We start from the raw sequence: 21191 nt of genomic DNA, 5'->3' as shown, positions 1-21191 counted from the left end.
TCGACGGGACATCCATTTATTGCTCTTTACTCGCCAACGTCCTGAGAATATTCGTCTATCGACCAGTCTCGGGGAGGGAGTCCTGGCAGGCAACCAAAGGAGCGTGCAATGGCGCAGAAACGTCAAGTCCCGGGCATCCGTCCCTATAACAGCCCCGCTGGTGGCTGGGGCGCGCTGAAGGCCACCGCCAAGGCGGTTCGCGAGCAGATGGATGTCACCGAAGCGCCGATGCTGCTGCTGCGCACTAACAAGCCCACCGGTTTCGATTGCCCTGGCTGTGCCTGGCCGGACAAGGAGCATACGTCCACCTTCCAGTTCTGCGAAAACGGCGCGAAGGCCGTGACCTGGGAGGCGACGAACAAGCGCGTGACGCCGGAATTCTTTGCCGGGCATACCGTAACCGAGCTACTTCAGTGGAGCGACTACGAGCTGGAAAATGCCGGCCGCCTCACGCATCCGCTGGCCTATGACCGCGCCACCGACACCTACCAGCCGATCGAATGGGATGCCGCCTTTGCCCGCATCGGTGAAGTCATGCGCAGCATGCCGGACCCGGATATGGTGGAGTTCTACACCTCCGGCCGCGCCTCCAACGAAGCGGCCTTCCTGTTCCAGCTCTACGCGCGCGAGTACGGCACCAACAATTTCCCCGATTGCTCCAACATGTGCCACGAGGCGACCAGCACCGGCCTGCCGAATTCGATCGGCATCGGCAAGGGCACGGTATCGCTCGACGATTTCGATCATTGCGACCTGATCATCTCCATGGGCCACAATCCCGGCACCAATCATCCGCGCATGATGGGGACGCTGCATGAGTGTTCCAAGCGCGGCGTGCCGATTATCGTCTTCAATCCGCTGAAGGAGCGGGCGCTCGAGCGCTTCGCCGATCCGCAGAGTCCGATCGAGATGGGCACCTTCAGTTCGACACGGATCGCGTCCTCCTATTATCAGGTCAAGATCGGCGGGGACGCGGCAGCCCTCAAGGGCATCATGAAAGCGGTCCTGGCGCTGGCGGAGATATCGCCGGATGCGATCGACCATGCTTTCATCGCCGAGCACACCAACGGCTTCGATGCCTTCGCCGCCGATCTCAAGCAGACGGAATGGGCCGATATCGAGCGCGTATCCGGCCTGACGCGCGCCGATCTCGAACGGGTTGCCGCGGCCTATGTCAAATCCAACGCGACGATCATCCCCTATGGCATGGGCATCACCCAGCATGCCATGGGCACCTACAACGTGCAGCAGATCGCCAATCTCCTGCTGTTGCGCGGCAATTTCGGCAAGCCCGGTGCGGGTATCTGCCCGTTGCGCGGCCACTCGAACGTTCAGGGCGACCGTACGGTCGGGATCACCGAAAAGCCAAATGCTGCATTGCTGGCCGGCATCGAGCGCGCCTTCGGCTTCAAGCCGCCGGCCCACCATGGGCATGACGCTGTGGCCGGCATGCAGGCGATGGCGGAGGGGCGCTCGAAGGTGCTGCTGAGCCTCGGCGGCAATCTCGCCATCGCGCTTCCCGATCCCGATCTTTGCGCTGAAGCCATGCGCAAGCTCGATCTCGCCGTTCACATGAATACCAAACTCAACCGCTCCAACCTGCTGGTCGGCAAGGAATCCATCATCCTGCCGGTGTTGGGGCGCACGGAAGAGGACGTTCAGGCAACAGGTCCGCAATCGGTGACGATCGAGGACTCGATGTCGATGGTCCACGCCTCACGCGGCAAGCTGAAGCCGGCTTCCGATCAGTTACGATCGGAGCCAGCGATCGTGGCTGCCATGGCGCAGGCGACCTTGCCCGACAGCAAGGTCGAATGGATGCATCTGGTGGAAGACTATGACCGCATCCGCGACAAGATCGAAATCGTCTTCCCCGATTTCGAGCGCTATAACGAGCGTATCCGGGTGCCCGGCGGTTTCCGCCTGCCGATCGGACCGACCGAGCGCGTGTGGAAGACGCCGTCGGGCAAGGCGGAGTTCCTGCTGTTTCCAGGCCTCAACGAGGATGCCGCGCTCGCCGATGCCGGCGTGCTGAAGCTCGCGACCATCCGCAGCCACGACCAGTACAACACGACGATCTACGGCCTCGATGATCGCTACCGCGGCGTCTTCGGGCGGCGCGACGTGCTGTTCATGAACGATGGCGACCTGTCCGCGAACGGGCTGGAGCATGGAGACCTCGTGGAGGTCGAGACGGCTTTGCCTTCCGGCGCAAAACGACGGCTGAAATTGACGGCGATTTCCTATGATATCGCGCAGGGCTCGGTCGCCGCCTACTATCCGGAGGCAAATTGCCTGATCCCGATCGATTATCAGGACAAGCAGAGCGGCACGCCGTCCTACAAGTCGCTGCCGGTGCGCATCAGCAAGGTGGCCTAGCTTCTTGCGGCTTAGACCTTGCGGCCGCCGATCCAGGTGGCCGCGATATTCGGTTTCGATGCGGTATAGATGATTTTCTGCAGGATGCCTTCGCCCTCGTCGCGATCGTCGAACAGCCGGACGGTGCCTTTCTCGGCCGTGGCGTCGATGAGCACGGCGTCGAACTGATAGCTTGGCGTGAATTGCCCGACGGGCAGGTCGAGCGCCAGACCGCCTCCCGATGTGGCGATGTAGAAGGCATCGCGAAAATCGATCTGGGCTGCCCCTGAGCCGGAACGGGCGGCAGGCGCCAAGGCCGGATCGACGCCGCTTTGCAGCATCCGCGAGACGAGGATCGCGCCACGGGCATTTTCGAGCATCGAGGCACTCGGGCCGCCGGAAATATCTGTGCCGAGACCGACGTGCAGTCCTTTTTCCAGCGCGGCGCGCAGCGGAAAGACGGCATTGGCGAAATAGGCGTTCGACAGCGGGCAATGGGCAACCGCCGCCTCGCGTGCCTGGACGGTCTCCATGTCCTTTGCCGTCAGGAAGTTCGCATGCGCCAGCACGGTCTTTCGGCCAAGCAGGCCGAAGCGATCGAGGCTGTCCGTATCCGTCATGCCATGCCGGGCAAGGACATAGCCATGCGCCCAATCGCTCTCCGAACAATGGGTCTGTACATGGCAGCCGCATTCCCGGGCGATCTCTCCGAGCCCTTCCAGCGTGGCGTCGGTGCAGGACGGAATGAAACGCGGGGTGACGACGGGCAGCACGCGTGCTTCGCGATTGTCCGGATGGCCGCGCACATAGTCGATCAAGGCTCTCGTATCGTCGAGAGCCTCCTGAGCCGACCGATCGCGATAATAATCCGGGCACTCGTCGGCATTGTCCATCGCCACCTTGCCGATCAGGGCGCGCTGGCCCTTTTCCAGGCAGATATCCACCAGCACCCGTGTCGCATCCTGATGGATGGTGGCGAAGTAGAGGGCCGTGGTCGTGCCGTTGGCGATGAGGTCTTCGACCAGCAGGCCGTAGACATGCCGCGCAAAGGCGATATCCCGATAGCGCGCTTCCAGCGGAAAAGTGTATTTCTGCAGCCAGACTTCCAGCGGCACGTCGAGCGCGTCGCCGAGCTGCGGATATTGCGGTGCGTGCACATGCAAGTCGACGAAGCCCGGCAGGATGTAGGAGCCGGCCGGCAGCGTCACGAGTTCACCCGACGCTTCGCGGGCGTCCCGGATGCTGCGGTAATTCGGATCGCCGTGACGATGAAGGGCGGCGATGGCGCCGTCCGCATCGATTTCGATCAGCACGTCGTCCAGAGCATCGATCGTCCCACGTTCGGGCGTATGAAATCCCGACGCGTTCAGCGTCTTGCCGCGTAAATCCATCTGTATTCTCTCTTCAGGCGGCCATGATCGTCGTGCCGTAGGTGATGCCCTTTTCCTTCAGCCAGCGACGATAGGCGATCGAGGTGGCATCGGCCCGCGTCGGAATTTCCGCGCGCGGCTCCAGTGGTAGCAGCACGGGGCGCTGGTTCTCCAGAATGATGCGGTCCTGCAGGAAAATGAGCTGCTGGAAATGCACCAGTTCCGTCGTCGTCGATACGTCATCGATCAGGAACATCACGGGATGGGCGCGGCAGCGGTCGGGATCGAGCGGCTGTACGAACAGGCAGATGACATCCCAGCGGTTGGCCGCGTTCGGGCAGGTTTTGTAGAGCAGCGTCGTGAACGGCGTCATGACCCGATAGATGTAATCGGTCATGATGCCTTCGCTGGCCGAAAGGGCCGCCTGTGGCTGGAAGAACTGGCAATTGGTCGCCCAGACTTCATCCACCTCGCGGCGGATCTCGACATTGTACTGCGTCACCTCGGTATGCGGCTCGGCACCGAGGATATCGGTATGGACGAAGGGGAAATGCGCGAGGTCGAGGAAGTTTTCGACGATACGCAGCCCTGAAGCGCGCACCGTCACCGAGCCGCAATTGACGACGCGCCGATCCGGCTCATCGGCTTCCGGCAGCTCGAAGAGGCCGCCGGGCGGCGCGCCGAGCGTCGTCCAGACGAGGCCGAAGCGCTTGATCAGCGGCAATGGCTCGCCCCGGCCTTCGGCCTTGACGGTCAGCGTGCCGTCGCTGCCTCGTATGATCGTCAGATCCGTGCCGAGAAGACGGTTGGCCGAGGTGCCTGTGGGGATCTCGCTTTCCGTGTCGAGCGGATACCATTGATCGAGAGCTGCCTTGTCGGAACATACGTTGTCGGAACATGGGCTCATGCGACGCTCCTTTTCCTTGTCCGGTAACGCACTCTAGCGGACATCGCGATAATAGGGGAGGCCGATTGAGGCCGGTGCGGCCATGATGCGGCGCATCCGCTGCCAGGCTAGCACTGGCACGATGATGAAGGCCATGGTGCCGAGATAGGGCAGCATGGAGAGGAAGGCCGGAGCGATCGGCCATCCTCGCGCCTGGCCGACGAAGCCGATGGCGGTGATGAGGCCGAACAGCAGGCCCGACAGCACGGCGGGGATTGGCCGGTAGCCGGCGAAGATCACCAGCGCCACCGCAATCCAGCCGCGCCCCGCCACCACGCCGTCGGACCAGGAGGGCACAAAGGCAAGCGTCAGGTAAGCGCCGGCGCCGGCTGCCAGCGCCGATCCGGCCGTGACATAGGCAAAGCGGATGAGATTGACCGGAATGCCGGCGGCGTCCGCCGCGGCCGGGTTTTCGCCGACCGCGCGCAGGTTGAGGCCGTGGCGGGTGCGGAACATGATATAGCTCAAGGTTACCGGCAGGATGATATAGATGAGGTAGACCAGAATGTTCTGCGAGAAGAAGGCCCTGCCGAGAATGGGAATCTCGCTCAACAGCGGGATCTCCACCCCGGCGAAAGTGGCGCGCGCCGGCATGCCGGAATAGGCGCGGCCGATGCTGGAGGCGAGGCCGTTGCCCATCAGCGTCAGCGCCAGGCCGCACAGCACCTGGTTGGCGCGCAGCAGAACGGTGGCGACGGCGAAGATCATGCCGAAGACGGTGCCGACCAGAAGGGCGGCCGTGAAGCCGAAAACGGGCGAAGGGACGGAGGCCGTTGCCGCGATCGCCGTCAGCGCTCCCATGGCCATCAGCCCTTCGACGCCGAGATTGACGACGCCGACGCGCTCCGCCAGCACTTCGCCGAGGGCCGCGAGCGCCAGAACGCCGCCGGCGAGAAAGGCGGTGGTGAGCAGGCCTGTCAGAAGCTCCATGGTGTCGTCTCCTTCAAGCCTTGTCGCGGGCGATGCGGTAATGGGCGAGTTCGTCACCGATCGCCGTCAGGAAGAGGATGAGGCCGGTGATCGCCAGCACCGCCGATGTCGTCAGGCCCTGGGTCTGCAGGATGATGCCGGAATTGAGGATGAAGGCCATCAGCGCCGCGGAAAAGATGACGCCGATGGCGGAATTGCGGGCAAGGACAGCGACCATGATGCCGAGATAGCCGTAATTGTTGGAGATCCCGCCCTGCAAGCGATGCACCGTGCCGGCGATTTCCAGCATGCCGGCAAGGCCGGCAATCGCGCCGGAGAGCAGCATGACGGTGATGAGATGGCGCCGGGCCGGCATGCCGGCATAGTGGGCGGCCGACGGATTGGAGCCGACTAGGCGCACCTCATAGCCCCAGCGCGAGAAAGCCAGGACCGCGGCGACGATCAGGGCTGCCAGAATGGCGATCGCAAAGCCCCAATGGACCGAACCCCACAATTCGGGAATTTCCGCCGACAATCTCCGGGTAGCGGAATTCGCCATGCGGTCGCGCCAGGCGCCGGTCGACACGTAAAAGACGAGGAGGACGGCGACGAAGTTGAGCAGCAGCGTCGTGATGAGTTCGCTGACGTTCGCATAGGCGCGGGCAAGTGTCGGGATGAGTATCCAGATCGCGCCGCCGATGAGACCGGCGAAGAACATCAGCGGCAGAATGACGACCGGCGGTCCCGGCACGAAGAGGCCGATTGTCGCGGCGGCGAAGGCGCCGGCATAGAACTGCCCCTCTGCGCCGATATTCCAGACGCCGATCTGCTGGCCGACGGCGACCGACAGCCCGGTCAGGATCAGGGGAATGAGGAGCACGCCGAGATCCTGCAGGCCGAAGCTGGAGCCGAAGCTCGACTGGATCACCTCTAAGGCAAGCGCGATGGGATTGGCACCGGTGAAGGCCAGAACCGCGCCGGCGATGAGCAAGGCCAGCACAATGGCCGAAAGCCGCGCCGCGAGAGCATTGGCGGGGGAAGCCGAAGGCATGCGCTGGAAACGCCAGGATGCGGCCATGTCAGGCGACCTCACGCGCTTGAGCCCGGCCGCCCATCAGCAGGCCGATCTGATCGATGTCGATCTTGTCATTGTCGAGTGTTCCCATGATCCGGCCTTCATAGAGGACGGCAATGCGGTCCGAGAGATTGAGCAGTTCTTCCAGCTCTTCGGAAATGAGGACAATACCGGCGCCGGCATCGCGCAGTTCAACGATATAGCGCAGCATCGTATTGATGGCACCGACATCGAGCCCGCGGCTTGGATAAGCGGCAATCAGGACCTTGTGGGCAATGCGCATTTCGCGGCGTGCGACGAGGCGCTGCTGGTTGCCTCCCGAAAGATTGCGGATGGGCATGCCGAAATCAGGAATAGTGACGTCGGCGACAGCGGCGATGTCCTTGGCGAGCGTGGTTGCCGCACTGGGGCGATACAGGCCGCCCGTCGAAACCGGTGGCTTCTTGTATTCGCGCATCACGGTATTGACGGTGACGCTGAGCGCCGGCGCCAGGCCACTGTGAAGCCGGTCCTCCGGAATGTGACCGACTCCGAGCTCGACGAAAGCCGCCGCGTTGCTGCGCTCGACGGGCGCGCCGTCGACGAAGATGCGTCCGCCGCTGACCGGGCGCATGCCCGCCAGTACCTGGCTGAGTTCGCGCTGGCCATTGCCCGCCACGCCGGCAATGCCGAGGATCTCGCCGGCATGTACCTGCAGCGAGATGTCATGCAGGGCCTCGGCCCCGGCATCGTTGAGCGCGGAAACATGATCGAGACGCAGGACCGGTGCGGGGGAGATCGGTGCCGCGCCCGCCGCTCGCTGCCGCATGTCGGCGAGCACGATGTCGCGCCCGACCATCAGCTTGGCGAGCATGCGCGGATTGCAGTCGGCCGTCTTCTCCGTGGCGATCTTGCGCCCGCCGCGCAGGATGCTGATACGGTCGGAAATCTCCAGCACCTCATCGAGTTTGTGGCTGATAAAGATGACGGCATGTCCTTGCGCCACGAAATCGCGCAGCGCCTTGAAGAGCTCGCGTGCTTCAGCCGGCGTCAGCACGGCGGTCGGCTCGTCCAGGATCAGCACCCGCGCCTGCCTGGCCAGAACACGCAGGATTTCGACGCGCTGCTGCTCGCCGGTCGAAAGATCGCTGACGCGCGCGCCTGGGCGGGTCTGGAGGTTGAATTTCTCTGCCAACGCCGCCGTGCGCGCCTCCAGCACCTGGGCGGAGGCTCGGCGTGGGGTGTCCGACCAGCCCAGATGAATGTTTTCGGCAACAGTAAAAGCCTGCACCAGCTTGAAATGCTGATGCACCATGCCGATGCCGGCTGCGATCGCCTGCATCGGCGTGGCAAATTGTTTTGCATAGCCGTCGATGATGATCTCGCCGGCGTCGGGCTGATAGATCCCGGTCAGGATATTCATCAGCGTCGACTTGCCGGCGCCATTCTCCCCGAGCAGCGCATGGATCTCTCCCGGCATCACCTCGAGATCGACGTCCTGGTTGGCAACCACGCCGGGGAAATATTTGGCGATGCCCTTGAGCTGCACCAGCGGCGGCGTGCCTGGAGGCGAAAAGAAGGAGGGCTCGGTTTCAGTCATCGGCAAGGCACCAGAATAGCATGATCGGTGAACCCGGCCGAGAGGCCGGCCGGGTTCCGATGTATGGCGTGGATATCGATCAGGCGCTCAGGCCGGTGACGCCTTCGACCGACCAATCCCAATGGTAGAGATCGTTGTCGGTCATCGCCTGGCCGGCGGCAACGCGAACCTTGCCGGTCGAATCCTTGATCTCGCCGACGAAGGGCGACCAGCCGCCGATGATCTTGTCGCGCACCGCATCGGCAGCGGCGGCGACATCGGCGGGAACCTTTTCGCCCCACTTGTCGCGATCGACGCCGGCGCCCATGGCAAAGAGCGTGTCGCTCGGCGCCCAGGTGCCGGCGAGGCGCTTGCCGACCTGATCGACATAATATTTGCCGAAGTCGATCAGGACCGAGGAGACATAGGAGTTCGGGCCATAGCGGCGGACGTCGGTGTTCCACATGGCGGCCCAGACGCCGCGCTTTTCGGCGACTTGCAGATAACCGGCCTCGTCCATGATGCCGAACAGGAAGTCGCAGCCATTGTCGATAAGCGCCGTGCCAGCCTGGGTGGCGGCCTGCGGGTCGAACCAGGAATTGATGGCGATGGTCTGCAGCGTCGCATTCGGATTGACCGAACGGGCGCCCATCAGGAAGGCATTGGTGGAGGCAAAGACCGACGAGACCGGGAAGGAGGCGACATAGCCGAGCTTGCCCGTCTTCGACAGATGACCGGCGGCGACGCCGATGACATAGGTCGGATACCAGTGCGCCAGATAATACCAGCCGAGATTGTCCATATCGACAAGGCCGCCGCATTCGAGGAAGGCGACCTCGGGAGCCTGCTTGACGACCGCGTGCAGGAAGTCGCCATTCGACGAGGTGTCGAAGATGATGTTGGCGCCTTCGCTGACGAACTGGCGATAGGTACGCGTCGCGTCGGCGGAATAGGGGATGTTTTCAACTTCGAGGATTTTCTTCAGCTTCGGATAGGCCGCCTTGACGGCGAGCAGACCCTGGTGATGCGCCCAGGTCCAGCCTTCGTCCGAGATCGGGCCGACATGACCGAAGCCGACCACGGCATCCTCTTCCTTGATCGCCGGAAAGGATGATGCCGCACGCGCCTGACCAGCAAGGCCGGCAGGCAGTACCAATGCGGCTGCGCCGGCGGCGCTCATGTTTAGAAATCCGCGACGGGAAAGCGAACGCAAGTCGATCATGAAGCCCTCTTCTGGTTTGCGCGCGAACGGCGCCCGGCGAAAATCGACGCAACAATTATGCCAATTGCATCCGTCTCGTTCGGCATGCTTTGCTGTGTGCGGCTGTTCTCATTTCCGGAAGCCTCTTGAATTTTCAAGGGCAGCCAGCCTAGAATGCCTAAAACTAAAGCATGTATGTTTTTTATGCATTGTGCGCATTTTTAATGCGCAAGGAGCGGCATGGCTAGGGCGGATGGACATTCCGGGAGATGACCGAAACGGCGCGGTTTATCTTTCGAGGGCAAATGGTATGCGACAGTTTCATCGAGTTCGCGCAGCATCGCGCCCGTCGACTGGACCTGGCAATCGAGCTGGAGTCCTGTGACGCGCTGTCGGCGACGCTTGCCGTCAAGGGGCAGGGGGATCTGGTCGACGCCTTTGAAATGGCTTGCAGCCTTGGCCCCTATGATTGCATCATTCTGGATATCGAGCGGAGTACTCTATGACATTGGAAGCGGGATGGGTGCCGGTCGCGCTGTCGGCATCGATCGAGCCGGGAACATCGGCGGGCGCCGTTGTCGATGGCAAGGAAATCGTCGTCTGGCGCGACAATAGCGGCAAGGCGCATGTCTGGGAGGACCGCTGTCCGCATCGCGGCATGCGCATGAGTTTCGGCTTCGTTCGGGGAGATCATATCGCCTGTCTCTATCATGGCTGGCAGTACGATACCGCCGGGCAATGCCGCTACATCCCCGCGCATCCGACGCTGGAGGTGCCGCAGACCATCAAGGTGCCGACCTGCTCCGCCGAAGAGAAATATGGAATTGTCTGGGCGACGGCCAGCACGGAAGCCTCCCTGCCGGATATCAACGCGGCAGCGGATGTAGCTCCGGTGCGCAGCCTTTATGTCGAATGCGGTGCAGGCGATGTCATTGCCGCGCTGAAGACGATCGGCATGGGCGATCTCAACGGGAATCTCGGTCTGCTGGCGCTTGGCGAGGATCAATTACTGCTCGCCGTTCAGGAAATTTCTACAGCAAAAACAGCTATTCATATCGTTCTGCTCGTCCAATCTGTGAGCGATGGCGGCGGCAAGCGGAAACAATATGCGCAATGGGCTGCACGGTTGCGGTTCGACCTCGAGCAGATGGCGGAGGTCGCGTGATGGGGGAAATCACGCTCTACAATTACGAGATGGACGAGGGGAGCTATCGTGTTCGCCTGCTGCTTTCCATGCTCGGGCTTTCCCACAAGCTCATTGCCGTCGACATGTTTCCCGGCCGGGAGGAGACCAAGCCGGCCATGCTGGCGCTCAATCCGCTCGGCAGCATGCCGGTGCTCAGCGATGGCGATCTCGTGTTGAGCGGCAGCGAACCTATCCTCGCCTATCTGGCCAGGACCTATGACCCGGCGCGGCGCTGGCTGCCGGAACAGGCGGCAAGCTTCGGCCTGACGACCATGTGGCTGCATTTTTCCGCAACCGCGCTTGCTCCGGCAGTTGCCGCCCGCCTGCAATCGCTCTTTGCTACATCAGGCGACGAGGCCGCCTTGCGTGCCGGCGCCCGTATGGCTTTCCGCATCATGGACGATCACATGACGCTGCGTCATTTCGACGGGCTGGAGTGGTTCGTTGGCGACGGCCCGACACTGGCCGATCTGACGCTGTTTCCTTCCTTCGCGCTCAGCCGGGATTATGGCGTCGATCATGACGACTATCCGGCCTTGCGCCGCTGGCTGCGGCGTTTCCGTGCGATCGAGGGCTTCCGCACCATGCCCGGCATTCCCGATTATCATTGATTTTGAGGTGGATACCCGATGACGCTCACACGTTTTTCCGTCAAGCCGCTTTCGACCATGACACGCTTGCTTGCCGATGTCGCCTCCGCCAGACGGGAGCCCGATCTGGTCATCCAGGGCGCGCGCGTGCTCTCGACCTATTCCGAGCGGATTCTTGCCGACAAGGAAGTCTGGGTTTCCGGCGGCCGCATCGCCGCGGTGAAGCCGGCCGGTAGTTACAGGAGCGGCGGCGCCAAGCTTTATGACGCCAGGGGCGGTATTATCGCGCCCGGTCTCGTCGATCCGCATATCCATATCGAATCCAGCATGGTGACCGCCTGCGCCTATGCCGAGGCGGCCCTTCTGAACGGCACGACGACGATCTTCTGCGACAGTCACGAGATCGGCAACGTCATGGATGTCGCCGGCATCGAGGCGATGCTGGAGGACGCCCGCCATGCGCCGCTGTCCATCTTCCTGACCGTGCCGAGCACGGTGCCCGCGACATCGCCGGAACTCGAGACCGCCGGCGGTGATTTGACGCCGAAAAAGATCGCCGATCTGTTCGACAAATGGCCGGAGGCCGCGGCACTCGGCGAGAAGATGGATTTCGTACAAGTGGCGATGGGCGACGAGCGCAGCCATGCTATCCTGGCGGCGGCCTTGGAGCGCGGGCGCCCGGTCTCGGGTCATGTCTACGGCCGGGAATTCGTGGCGGCCTATGCCGCATCCGGCGTGACCGACACGCATGAGGCGATCGACCGTGAGATCGCCGACGACCTGCTGGAGGCCGGTATCTGGCTCTTTCTGCGCGGCGGTCCGCCGACGACGGCCTGGCACAGCCTGCCGCATGCGATCAAGACGATCACCGAACTCGGCGCGTCCCATAAGCGCATTGCGGTGTGCACCGACGACCGCGACGCCGACGATCTCCTGCTGTTCGGCCTCGACTGGGTCACGCGCCAGGCCATAGTCGCCGGCATGACGCCGGAGCAGGCCTGGGCCATGGGCTCGCTGCACGGGGCCACGCGCTTCGGCATGGAAAACGAAATCGGCGGTCTCGGCGGCGGGCGCCGCGCCGATCTCGTGCTGCTGACCGACGATCTGAAGCCGGTAAGCACCTGGTATGGCGGCGAACTGGTGGTCGACAACCGCAAGATCACGCCGGTTCTCGACGCAGCACTCTCCAATCCCTATCGCTATCCGGATGCGGCATACCATACGGTGAAGCTGCCAAAGAACCTGAAACTGACCCCGGAGCTGCCGGTCGGGCCGGTCATCGCCCATACGATCAAGACCGAATTGCCGGGCATCATGCTTGGCCATGTCACCGTCGAACTCGAACCGGCCAATGACTGGCAGACGCATTTCGATCGTCACGGCCTGTGCTTCGTCACGGTGGTCGAGCGTCACGGCAAATCGTCAGGCAATGTCGCGCATGGTCTTTTGAACAGTTTCGGGCTGAAGACGGGGGCCGTGGCCTCTTCCGTCGGCCACGACAGCCACAACATCATCGTCGCCGGCACCAACGAGGCGGATATGCAGATCGCGCTCGATGCGATCGAGGCGAAGCAGGGCGGCGTCTGCGTGGTCATCGACGGCAAGGTGACGGCGATGGTGCCCTTGCCGATCGCTGGGCTGCTCTCCGACAAGCGCGTGCACGAGGTTGCCGAGGAGGTGAAGGCGCTGAAGATCGAATGGGAAAAGGCCGGCTGCACCATCCCCTATATGGGCTTCAACCTCATCCCGCTCTCCGTCATCCCCGAAATCCGCATCACCGACAAGGGGCTGGTGCTGGTGCCGGAGATGATGATCGCGCCGTTGTTTGAGCCGGTTTGATAGCAGCGCCGGAGCTGCCGCGCTCTTGAGCCTCATGGTCGATTGTTGTAGGATTTAATCCTACAAAGGAGCTCCCATCATGCGCCGTTCCACTCAGCAATTCAGTATTACCCTACCCAACGAAATGGCTGAAATGGTCAGGGCCAAGGTCGCCGCCGGTGAGTACGCCACCGAAAGCGAGGTGTTCCGCGACGGCCTGCGCACACTCGCCGCCCGTGACAAGGCCGTAGATGCCTGGCTGCGCGACGAGGTGATTCCGGCCGCCGCCGCTCTTAAAGCCGACCCGAGCCGAGCGCTTAGTTCAGAGCAGCTGCGCGCGAAGCTGACCGTCAAACGCGGCGGCAGAAAAACCGCTACATCGTGAACCGCTATACCGTCCAATATGCACCTGAGGCGTTTGATCAGCTCGACGCCATCGAAGCCTACATTGCCGAGGCAAACTCGCCGGAAACCGCCGAGCGCTATGTCGATGACATCGTGGCGTATTGCGACGCGCTGGCAACCTTCCCCGAACGTGGCGCCATGCGCGACGACTTGCTGCCCGGCCTGCGCGTGCTTGGCTTCCGCCGACGCGTCGCAATCGCCTTCGCCGTCGATCGCACCAACCTGATGGTCAGCGTCATCGGCATCTACTACGGCGGCCAGGACTACGAAGGTTATCTTCTTGGCGAGCACGACACCTAAGTGCGGACCTCGCTCCTATCGTGAAGGCTATGAAGGGTTCCGCTCCGGCTGGGAATGGAATCGACGCCAGGGCTTTGGCCAACACTTAGGGTGTCATTTTGCCCCAGTCATGACAGACCCCCGGCGCATCACCGTAGCCGGTTTCCCTCCCTGTCGAAATAGCGCCGCCGCTCGGGCGGGCAGCGCAGATAGAGCGTATCGCCGCGCTGGATATCCGCTTCCTCCCGATATTCGGCGATCAGCGTCTGGCCGTCCTGCGTCTGGCAATAGAGATAGCGCGTGCCGCCAAGATATTCGCTGACATCCACCGTCGCGCGCAGCGCGTCATCTTCGCCGGCTACGACAATCAGATGCTCCGGGCGCATGCCCAATATCACCTTGTCGCCAGGGGCGAGCTTGTCCTGCGCGAGATCGACCTTGATCAGGCCGTCGCCGACCTTCGCAACACCATCCGCGGACCATTCCGCCTCGATCATGTTCATGCGCGGCGAACCGATAAAGCCGGCGACGAAGCTGTTGGCGGGGTCCTCATAGACCTCGCGCGGGCTGCCCGCCTGCTCGATCCTGCCGTCCTTGAGCACGACGATCTTGTCGGCAAGCGTCATGGCTTCGGTCTGGTCATGCGTGACATAGATCATCGTGTTGCCGAGTTCGCGATGCAGCCGGGCTATCTCGATGCGCATGGAGACGCGCAGCTCCGCATCCAGATTGGAGAGCGGTTCGTCGAACAGGAAGACCTCGGGCTTGCGCACGATCGCCCGGCCGATGGCGACGCGCTGGCGCTGGCCGCCGGAAAGCTGACCCGGCCGGCGGTCCAGCAGATGGTCGATCTTGAGGATCGCGGACGCCGCCTTGACGCGAGCCTCGATCTCGGACGCATCGGTGCGGGCCATTTTCAGCCCGAAACCGAGATTGTCGCGCACGCTCATATGCGGATAGAGCGCATAGGACTGAAAGACCATGGCGATGCCGCGCTCGGATGGGTCGAGATCGGTGACATCGCGGCCCTTGATGGCGATCTCGCCGTCGGTGACTTCCTCCAGCCCGGCGATCATCCGGAGCAGGGTGGACTTGCCGCAGCCGGAGGGGCCGACGAAGACGACGAAGGCACCTTCCTCGACCTCCAGGTCGACGCCGTGAATGACGTCGAGCGCGCCATAGCTCTTGCGGACGCCGCTAAGCCTCATGCCGTTTTTTGCCATGTCAGGCTCCGCGCCGCAGCTGATCGGCACGGAGCCAGACCAGCATCTCGCCCGGCTCGCGATTGTCCCAGAGATGATAGGGCACGAAACGCGCGGTGGCGGGGCGGCTCTTCGGCGGTGTCGTTCGGTAAAGATCCGACCCCCAATCCGCCTCGTCGCGCGTCACCGCCACGTCGAGAGCGACCGCGTCTTCGAGCGCTGCAATCTCCGCCGTCTTTGCCGATGCCGGGTCGCCGGCGAGCGAAATGCCGTTGAGATCGGCACCATTGTCGGTGGTCTCGACGCAATAGACCAGCGGCCCGCGCAACAGCGCCGCGCGTCCGGCATCCTGACGCACCTTCGGGTTGGCGAACAAGGTGCGCGGGATGAGGGGAATGGTCAGATCCACCTTGTCGCCGCTGTTCCATTCCCGCTCGATACGGGCGTAGCCGTCGATGGTGACGGCGGAAAGGTCGACCGGTGCTCCGTTGACGGCAAGTGTTGCGCCCTCGGCCCATTCGGGAATGCGCAGCGACAACGCGAAGCTGGCGCTGCGATCCGGATTGACCTCGAAATGGATGGCGCCGTCCCATGGATAGCGCGTCTGCTGTGTGAGCTTGACGGTGACGCCGGAGGCAAGCGGAATACGGGCTTTGCTTTCGCCATAGAGATGAACGGCGATCTCCGCGTCCGCAGCAGCATACATGTAGGAGCCGATCGAGGCGAGCAGGCGGGCGATGTTGGGCGGGCAGCATGGGCAATGATGCCAGGTCCAGCGATGATGCTTACCACTGCTCTCAAGAGGATTTTCGTAGAAGAACGTCTTGCCGTCGAGCGAAAGGCCAGCCATGGCGCCGTTATAGAGCGCCTGTTCCATGATGTCTGCGTAGCGCCGGTTGGGGCCGCGCCCCAGCATGCGGTTCGCCCAGAAAACCAGGCCGACGGAAGCGCAGGTTTCGGCATAGGCGCTTTCATTCGGCAGGTCGTAATAGTCGGTGAAACCCTCGTTGGAGGCGGCCGGGCCGATGCCGCCGGTGACATACATCTGCTTGGTGGTGAGATCGTCCCAGAGCGTTTCCAGAGCCGAGGTCAGGCTGTCGTCATTGTATTCGGTCGCGATATCCGCCATGCCGGAATAGAGATACATGGCGCGCACCGCATGTCCCACGACCTTCGTCTGGTCGCGGACCGGCTGATGCGCCTGATTGTATTCATAGGTGCCGAATAGAAAATTCTTCGGATCCCGGCCATCGCGACGGGCCTCGTTGTCGAAATAATGCGGCTGCGTGCCACGCTCATCGATAAAGTATTTCGCGAGATCGAGATACTTTCTCTCGCCGGTGACGCGGGCGAGCTTGACGAGCGCCAGCTCCACCTCTTCGTGACCGCAATAGCCGCGGAGCTGGCCTTCGCCGTGCCCAAAGACAGTAAGCATGTAGTCGGCGAAGCGACTCATAATATCCAGTAGCTTGCGTTTGCCTGTCGCTTGGTAATACGCGACCGCACCCTCGATCAGATGCCCGGCACAATAGAGTTCGTGGTGATCGCGTAGATTGGTCCAACGGCGATCCGGTCGTACACGCTGGAACCAGGCGTTCAGGTACCCATCCTCCTGCTGGAGTTTTTCATACATATCGATGATGGCGTCCGCGCGCGCCTCCAAGGCGGGATTCGGGCGGCGATAAAGTGAATAGGCGATGGTTTCGATCGACTTGCCGAGATCGCTGTCCCAGAACATCTGCGTGGACACCATCGCCTTTTGTTCCGTCGCCGGCATGGTGGGGCTCATGCTCTTCGGGGGAATGACGATGCCGGGGCTTGGCTGGCTGACATCGATCGCCTGCAGCATGCCGGCCTCGACGCAGCGATCGAGCAGAGTGGCCGCCGTTGAGTTGCAGATCGCGTCCTGACGGGCACCGAAGAGACCGGCCAGCTCGACATTCGGAACGGGCAGCGGGCGGAACTGGCGATTATTCTTATCTGACATGGTGTTGATCCGTTTTGTTGGAATGTTCATTTAACCGCGCCGGCCATGAGCCCGCGCATGTAGTAGCGTTGCAGAAGCAGGAAAACGATGACGCAGGGGATGGTCATCACGGTGATGCCGGCCTGAACGGCGCCCCAGTTGACGGCGCCGAGCCGCCCGGTCCTGACGGCGATCATCAGCACCGGCAGGGTGAATTTCTCATTGCTGGAGAGCAGCACCAGTGCTGCCAGGAACTCGTTCCAGGCATTGAGGAAGGCAAAGATCGCGACGGTCGCCACGCCCGGCAAGACCAGCGGCAGCAGCACACGGAACAAGAGTTTCAGATCACGGGCACCGTCGATGCGCGCCGCCTCCTCGATCTCCTTCGGCACGGCGTCGAAGGCATTGCGCATCATGAAGACCGAGAAGGGGAGCTGAAGCGTCACATAGACCAGCGTCAGTCCGATCAGCGAGTTGTTGAGGCCGAGCTTCGCCAGGATGATGAAGAGCGGCGTCAGGATCGACTGGAATGGGATCATCAGCGTGGCGATGATCAGGATGAAGAAGACGCCCTTGAATGGAAACTGGTAGCGCGAGAAGCCGTAGCCGGCGAGCAGGCTGACCATGACCGTCAGGATGACGGTCGCGACCGAGACGAAGAGCGAGTTCAGCGTGTGCTGCAAGACGCCGGCGCCGAAGCCATCGAGGGAGCGGTAGGCGTCGAAGCTGAAGCCGGTGGTCGGCCAGGGCGGCAATGGCGGCAGGCTCGCCTCCGTGCCGTGCCGGAACGAGGACAGCAAGGCGATCGCGAAGGGCGCGAAGAAGACGATGACGATAATGACGCCGGTACTGTGATAGCCGATGCCATCCAATAATTTACGCCGCGCGCGGCGCTCTTTTGCCGCGCTCATGGGCGATCCTCCCCGACGCGCAGCAGCCAGAGCTGGACGATGCTGATCAGCACGAGAATGACGAGCAGGGCGATCGACAGCGCCGCGCCATAGCCGAGATTGAAGGAAACGAAGGACTGGTTGAAGATATAATAGACCACCGAGATCATCCGGTTTTGTGGGCCGCCACTGGTCATGATGTAGAACTGGTCGAAGGCAAGCACGGAGCCGGTGATCGAGATGATCAGGGCAAGGGCGATCGTGCGACGCATCAGCGGCAGCGTCAGGAAACGGAAACGCTGCCAGCGCCTGGCGCCATCGATGCGGGCGGCTTCCGTCAGTTCGGAGGGAATGGCCTGCAGGCCGGTCAGCAGGATGATCATCGTGAAGCCGGCGATCTTCCAGACCACCATGACGATGATCGTGGCGAAGGCCATGTCGAAATCGGCAAGCAGGTTCGGTCTTTTGTCGACAAGGCCGAGAGCGAGTGCCGCTGGAGCGAAAAAGCCGCTGTCGACATTGGCAAGCCAGACCCAGAGCAGCGAAGCCGTTGCCAGGCCGACCACGACGGGCAGAAAGATGATGGTGCGATAGAAGCCGACGAGACGCCGCTGCTTTTCGACATAGAAGGCCAGCGGAAAGGCAACGGCGAAAATCGCGATGGTGACGATGACGGTATAATAGGCTGTGAAGCGCAGCGCCGACAGGAAACGGACGTCGGACATCATGCGCGTATAATTGCCGAAGCCGATCCAGCGGGGATTGCCGAGCAGCGGCCAGTTGTGCAGGCTCATCCAGCCGGTGAAGACGACCGGCAATACGAAAAAGACGATGACGAGCGCCATGGCAGGCGCGATGTAGAGAAATCCGTGCCAGCCGGCACGCCGTCGCTTGCGACGCCGCACCGTTCCAGCAGCTCCGGGACCAGCCATGGAATGCTCCTGATACACCAAGGGGAGGGCCGGGAGGCATGACGCCTCCCGGTTGCTACGCGCCTGCCGCTATTGGGCGTTGTCGATGATCGACTGCATTTCCGATTGGGCATTGGCAAAGGCGCCATCGACATCGTCGCCGAAGATTGCGGCGTTGGTGAAGCCCGCCCAGGGGCCGTTGGCGCTGTTGATCAGATCGTTGAACTGCAGCGTGTAGGGCGTCTTGGCGACCGCGATGGCCTTCAGGCCCACCTGCATGCGCGGATCGAGACCCTGGAGCACCTGATCGGCGATATCGCCGCGCGTCGGCAGGCTGCCATACTTCGCCATGATCTTCTGACCGTCGAGCGAATAGGTATATTCGAGGAACTTCTTCACCGCCTCGAGCTTCTTCGTGCCCTTGGAGATGACGAAATTGTCGCCGCCGGCGAAGGAGGATGGCTTGCCGTCGACGCCGGGGATCAGGGTGACGCCGAAATGGATATCGGGATATTGCGTGATCAGCGTGCCGATCGAGAAGGCGCCGATGCTCTGCTGGCCGATCTTGCCGTTGCTGATGCTGAGGAAATTGGCGCCGGTGTCGCTGGCGGCGCCCGCCGGGACCAGATCCTTCTTGACCATGCTGCGATAGATATCGACCGCCTTGCGCATCTGCGGCGTATCCAGCGTCGCTTTCTTGCCGTCGGCCGAAAGAATGTCGGCTCCGGCGCCCCAGGTGAGCGGGGTGAAGGTGAAGATCATGCAGCCGCCGCAGCCGCCACCGGAAAAATAGAAGCCGTAGGTATCGCCGCCGAGCGCGCGGATCTTTTCGGCATTCTTCTCGATCTCATCCCAGGTCGTCGGCGCCTTGTCGGGATCGAGGCCGGCTTTCTTGTAAAGGTCCTTGTTCCAGGCGAAGACCGACGTCTCGACGGAGAGCGGCAGGCCATAGATATGGTCCTGATACGTGCCGAGCTTTACATGCGACGGTGAGAGCGAGTTGAAATAGGGCAGGGATTTCGCCCAGTCCGTCAGATCTTCGAGCTGACCGGCGGCGGCAAAGGCCGGGGTGTAGATCAGGTCCATCGACAAGGCGTCGGGCGCCTGGCCGCCGGCGATCGCGGTTGCGTATTTCTGCACGAGTTCGGAGAAGGGCACCTCGGTGAGGGTGACCTTGTCGTCGTGACCGGCATTATAGGCCTCGACGACCTTTTTGAAGGCATCGCCGATGCCGGTGCGCACCCACATCGAGATGTTTTCGGCGGCAGACGCGCCGGACATCAGGCACAGGGATATGAGGCCTGTCGCGGCCAGAAGTCGCTTCATCATGTTTCTCCTCCCACGGGGCCTTGCTTGCGCCCCTTTTCCTCAACCAATCAATTCTCGAGGTTTCTCCCTCACGATTGCCGCACGATCAGTTCGCACGGCAATGTCCTGATCCCCGGCTCGACGACGCGTCCTTCGGCCAGCGCCAGAACCGTCAGCCCGGCTTCCCGTCCGAGCGCCTTGAGGTTCATGTCGACCGTCGTCAACGGCGGCCGGGTTTGAGCAGCGACAATCTCCCAATTGTCGAAACCAACCACGGAGACATCCTCCGGCACCCGCACGCCGCGCTCGCGCAAGGCATCCACGACCGCGCGCGCGATCTGATCGTTGCCGCAGAAGATGCCGTCCGGCTTCGATCCGGGCATGTTCCATAGCTTGGCGACGGCCTCATGCCCCCAAGCCTCCGACCATTCGCCGTACATCACCGGCAATGCATCGCCGGCGAGATCCCGATAGGCTCTGGCGCGCTCGCGCACCGAGACGAAGCTGTCCGGGCCGGTGATATGCGCGATGCGTTGCCGCCCGAGGCCGATCAGCCGCTCGACGGCGAGCGTCGCCCCCTGAAAATCGTCGGCGCAAAAGGTGACGCTGTCAGGCGTCCCCTCGGTGAAGGCGTAGACGACCGGCACGGGCAGGTTGGACAGATCCACCGGCAGCCTGCGGTCGATCCTCTTTCCCGAGGCGATGATGCCATCGACGTGCTTGTCGAGCATGGCGTCCACATGAACCTTTCCAAGCGCGGGATCGTCCTCGATCGTGCAGAGGAACACCGAGACCCCGTGATCGACGAGCGCTTCCGTAATGCCGGCCATCACCGGAAGGGTGAAACGGCCGTAGGTGTCGTTGGTCAGAAGGCCGATGGTGAAGCTGCGATTGCTCAGCAATCCTTTCGCTAGCGCATTCGGCCGAAACCCGATCTCGGCGGCGATCCGCTTGACCCGCTCACGGGTCTCGTCGCCCATTCGACCGGTGTTGTTCAATGCCTTCGACGCCGTCGAAATGCTGACGCCCGCGGCAGCCGCAACATCGCGAATCGTCGCACGCCCACTTCTGACACGCTGATTTTCCAGATGTCCTCTCCCGAATTATTTGTCGTGAGAAAAGCTTTTCTCAGGTCAGGAGTCAAGATGAGAAAAGCTTTTCTCAAAATTTTTAAATCGGCTGACGCTTTGGCTATCAGGAAAAGCAAATGTTGCAATTT

19 protein-coding genes are annotated in these 21191 nt (G+C 62.3%); 7 read left to right on the top strand and 12 right to left on the bottom strand.

The genetic code is table 11. The features are described from left to right. The first annotated feature begins 108 nt into the window (after positions 1-108). Positions 109-2379: an FdhF/YdeP family oxidoreductase gene (locus tag FHX11_RS11795; protein WP_184357809.1), complete on the top strand. Its 2271-nt coding sequence runs from the start codon at positions 109-111 to the stop codon at positions 2377-2379. 11 nt (positions 2380-2390) lie between these two features. Here the strand turns inward: FHX11_RS11795 and guaD are convergent, their stop codons facing one another. From guaD to FHX11_RS11765, 6 genes are all read right to left on the bottom strand, one after another. Beyond that, positions 2391-3749: a guanine deaminase gene (gene guaD / locus FHX11_RS11790; RefSeq protein ID WP_184357808.1), complete on the bottom strand. Its 1359-nt coding sequence runs from the start codon at positions 3747-3749 to the stop codon at positions 2391-2393. Positions 3750-3762: 13 nt separating this feature from the next. Beyond that, entirely contained in the window at positions 3763-4635 is an 873-nt protein-coding gene (locus FHX11_RS11785; RefSeq protein WP_184357807.1) for an aromatic ring-hydroxylating dioxygenase subunit alpha, read from the bottom strand. 33 nt (positions 4636-4668) lie between these two features. Further along, positions 4669-5604: an ABC transporter permease gene (locus FHX11_RS11780; RefSeq protein ID WP_184357806.1), complete on the bottom strand. Its 936-nt coding sequence runs from the start codon at positions 5602-5604 to the stop codon at positions 4669-4671. Positions 5605-5617: 13 nt separating this feature from the next. Beyond that, complete coding sequence (locus FHX11_RS11775; RefSeq protein ID WP_184357805.1) at positions 5618-6661, bottom strand: ABC transporter permease; 1044 nt, start codon at positions 6659-6661, stop codon at positions 5618-5620. Between the two features lies 1 nt (position 6662). Then, a complete protein-coding gene (locus FHX11_RS11770) occupies positions 6663-8237 on the bottom strand; it encodes an ABC transporter ATP-binding protein (RefSeq protein ID WP_184357804.1) in 1575 nt (524 codons plus the stop codon). A gap of 79 nt (positions 8238-8316) precedes the next feature. After that, entirely contained in the window at positions 8317-9438 is a 1122-nt protein-coding gene (locus tag FHX11_RS11765) for a BMP family ABC transporter substrate-binding protein (protein ID WP_184357803.1), read from the bottom strand. Positions 9439-9686: 248 nt separating this feature from the next. Between FHX11_RS11765 and FHX11_RS11760 the strand changes: the two genes are divergently transcribed. The 6 genes from FHX11_RS11760 to FHX11_RS11735 all read left to right on the top strand — a co-directional run bounded on the left by FHX11_RS11760 (position 9687) and on the right by FHX11_RS11735 (position 13716). Further along, entirely contained in the window at positions 9687-9923 is a 237-nt protein-coding gene (locus tag FHX11_RS11760) for a hypothetical protein (RefSeq protein ID WP_246780964.1), read from the top strand. Continuing rightward, positions 9920-10582, top strand: a complete 663-nt coding sequence (locus tag FHX11_RS11755; protein WP_184357802.1) for a Rieske (2Fe-2S) protein — start codon at positions 9920-9922, stop codon at positions 10580-10582. The genes FHX11_RS11760 and FHX11_RS11755 overlap by 4 nt, the downstream gene beginning before the upstream one ends. Next, entirely contained in the window at positions 10582-11214 is a 633-nt protein-coding gene (locus tag FHX11_RS11750; RefSeq protein WP_184357801.1) for a glutathione S-transferase family protein, read from the top strand. The genes FHX11_RS11755 and FHX11_RS11750 overlap by 1 nt, the downstream gene beginning before the upstream one ends. An 18-nt stretch (positions 11215-11232) precedes the next feature. Beyond that, positions 11233-13032 carry an adenine deaminase C-terminal domain-containing protein gene (locus FHX11_RS11745; RefSeq protein ID WP_184357800.1) on the top strand — a complete coding sequence of 600 codons (1800 nt, stop codon included), beginning with the start codon at positions 11233-11235 and terminating at the stop codon, positions 13030-13032. 79 nt (positions 13033-13111) lie between these two features. Next, positions 13112-13396, top strand: coding sequence for a type II toxin-antitoxin system ParD family antitoxin (locus FHX11_RS11740; RefSeq protein ID WP_184357799.1), 285 nt, complete (start codon positions 13112-13114; stop codon positions 13394-13396). Then, positions 13393-13716 carry a type II toxin-antitoxin system RelE/ParE family toxin gene (locus FHX11_RS11735; protein ID WP_184357798.1) on the top strand — a complete coding sequence of 108 codons (324 nt, stop codon included), beginning with the start codon at positions 13393-13395 and terminating at the stop codon, positions 13714-13716. The genes FHX11_RS11740 and FHX11_RS11735 overlap by 4 nt, the downstream gene beginning before the upstream one ends. Before the next feature lie 128 nt (positions 13717-13844). Here FHX11_RS11735 and ugpC read toward each other — a convergent pair whose 3' ends face one another. From ugpC to FHX11_RS11705, 6 genes are all read right to left on the bottom strand, one after another. Further along, a complete protein-coding gene (gene ugpC, locus FHX11_RS11730) occupies positions 13845-14918 on the bottom strand; it encodes a sn-glycerol-3-phosphate ABC transporter ATP-binding protein UgpC (protein WP_184357797.1) in 1074 nt (357 codons plus the stop codon). A gap of 1 nt (position 14919) precedes the next feature. Beyond that, complete coding sequence (locus FHX11_RS11725) at positions 14920-16884, bottom strand: glycoside hydrolase family 127 protein (RefSeq protein ID WP_184357796.1); 1965 nt, start codon at positions 16882-16884, stop codon at positions 14920-14922. Positions 16885-16910: 26 nt separating this feature from the next. Continuing rightward, positions 16911-17774 carry a carbohydrate ABC transporter permease gene (locus FHX11_RS11720; RefSeq protein ID WP_184357795.1) on the bottom strand — a complete coding sequence of 288 codons (864 nt, stop codon included), beginning with the start codon at positions 17772-17774 and terminating at the stop codon, positions 16911-16913. After that, positions 17771-18685: a sugar ABC transporter permease gene (locus FHX11_RS11715; RefSeq protein ID WP_184357794.1), complete on the bottom strand. Its 915-nt coding sequence runs from the start codon at positions 18683-18685 to the stop codon at positions 17771-17773. The genes FHX11_RS11720 and FHX11_RS11715 overlap by 4 nt, the downstream gene beginning before the upstream one ends. 69 nt (positions 18686-18754) lie before the next feature. Further along, positions 18755-19993: a sugar ABC transporter substrate-binding protein gene (locus FHX11_RS11710; protein ID WP_184357793.1), complete on the bottom strand. Its 1239-nt coding sequence runs from the start codon at positions 19991-19993 to the stop codon at positions 18755-18757. Positions 19994-20061: 68 nt separating this feature from the next. Further along, on the bottom strand, positions 20062-21060 hold the full coding sequence (locus FHX11_RS11705; RefSeq protein WP_184358200.1) for a LacI family DNA-binding transcriptional regulator: 999 nt from the start codon (positions 21058-21060) through the stop codon (positions 20062-20064). Positions 21061-21191 lie beyond the last annotated feature (131 nt).

Source organism: Rhizobium sp. BK602 (assembly GCF_014195095.1).
Lineage (GTDB): Bacteria > Pseudomonadota > Alphaproteobacteria > Rhizobiales > Rhizobiaceae > Rhizobium.
Note: the sequence above shows the minus strand (reverse complement) of the source record. Positions and strands in the feature narration are given on the sequence as shown.

Bases quoted from the DNA above. Each gene is read 5' to 3' on its own strand.
- FHX11_RS11755 (WP_184357802.1), top strand. From the start codon at position 9,920: ATGACATTGGAAGCGGGATGGGTGCCGGTCGCGCTGTCGGCATCGATC.
- FHX11_RS11770 (WP_184357804.1), bottom strand. From the start codon at position 8,237: ATGACTGAAACCGAGCCCTCCTTCTTTTCGCCTCCAGGCACGCCGCCG.
- FHX11_RS11795 (WP_184357809.1), top strand. From the start codon at position 109: ATGGCGCAGAAACGTCAAGTCCCGGGCATCCGTCCCTATAACAGCCCC.
- FHX11_RS11765 (WP_184357803.1), bottom strand. From the start codon at position 9,438: ATGATCGACTTGCGTTCGCTTTCCCGTCGCGGATTTCTAAACATGAGC.
- FHX11_RS11715 (WP_184357794.1), bottom strand. From the start codon at position 18,685: ATGGCTGGTCCCGGAGCTGCTGGAACGGTGCGGCGTCGCAAGCGACGG.
- FHX11_RS11745 (WP_184357800.1), top strand. From the start codon at position 11,233: ATGACGCTCACACGTTTTTCCGTCAAGCCGCTTTCGACCATGACACGC.
- FHX11_RS11785 (WP_184357807.1), bottom strand. From the start codon at position 4,635: ATGAGCCCATGTTCCGACAACGTATGTTCCGACAAGGCAGCTCTCGAT.
- FHX11_RS11720 (WP_184357795.1), bottom strand. From the start codon at position 17,774: ATGAGCGCGGCAAAAGAGCGCCGCGCGCGGCGTAAATTATTGGATGGC.
- FHX11_RS11780 (WP_184357806.1), bottom strand. From the start codon at position 5,604: ATGGAGCTTCTGACAGGCCTGCTCACCACCGCCTTTCTCGCCGGCGGC.
- FHX11_RS11750 (WP_184357801.1), top strand. From the start codon at position 10,582: ATGGGGGAAATCACGCTCTACAATTACGAGATGGACGAGGGGAGCTAT.
- ugpC (WP_184357797.1), bottom strand. From the start codon at position 14,918: ATGGCAAAAAACGGCATGAGGCTTAGCGGCGTCCGCAAGAGCTATGGC.
- FHX11_RS11710 (WP_184357793.1), bottom strand. From the start codon at position 19,993: ATGATGAAGCGACTTCTGGCCGCGACAGGCCTCATATCCCTGTGCCTG.
- guaD (WP_184357808.1), bottom strand. From the start codon at position 3,749: ATGGATTTACGCGGCAAGACGCTGAACGCGTCGGGATTTCATACGCCC.
- FHX11_RS11740 (WP_184357799.1), top strand. From the start codon at position 13,112: ATGCGCCGTTCCACTCAGCAATTCAGTATTACCCTACCCAACGAAATG.
- FHX11_RS11725 (WP_184357796.1), bottom strand. From the start codon at position 16,884: ATGTCAGATAAGAATAATCGCCAGTTCCGCCCGCTGCCCGTTCCGAAT.
- FHX11_RS11775 (WP_184357805.1), bottom strand. From the start codon at position 6,661: ATGGCCGCATCCTGGCGTTTCCAGCGCATGCCTTCGGCTTCCCCCGCC.
- FHX11_RS11760 (WP_246780964.1), top strand. From the start codon at position 9,687: ATGACCGAAACGGCGCGGTTTATCTTTCGAGGGCAAATGGTATGCGAC.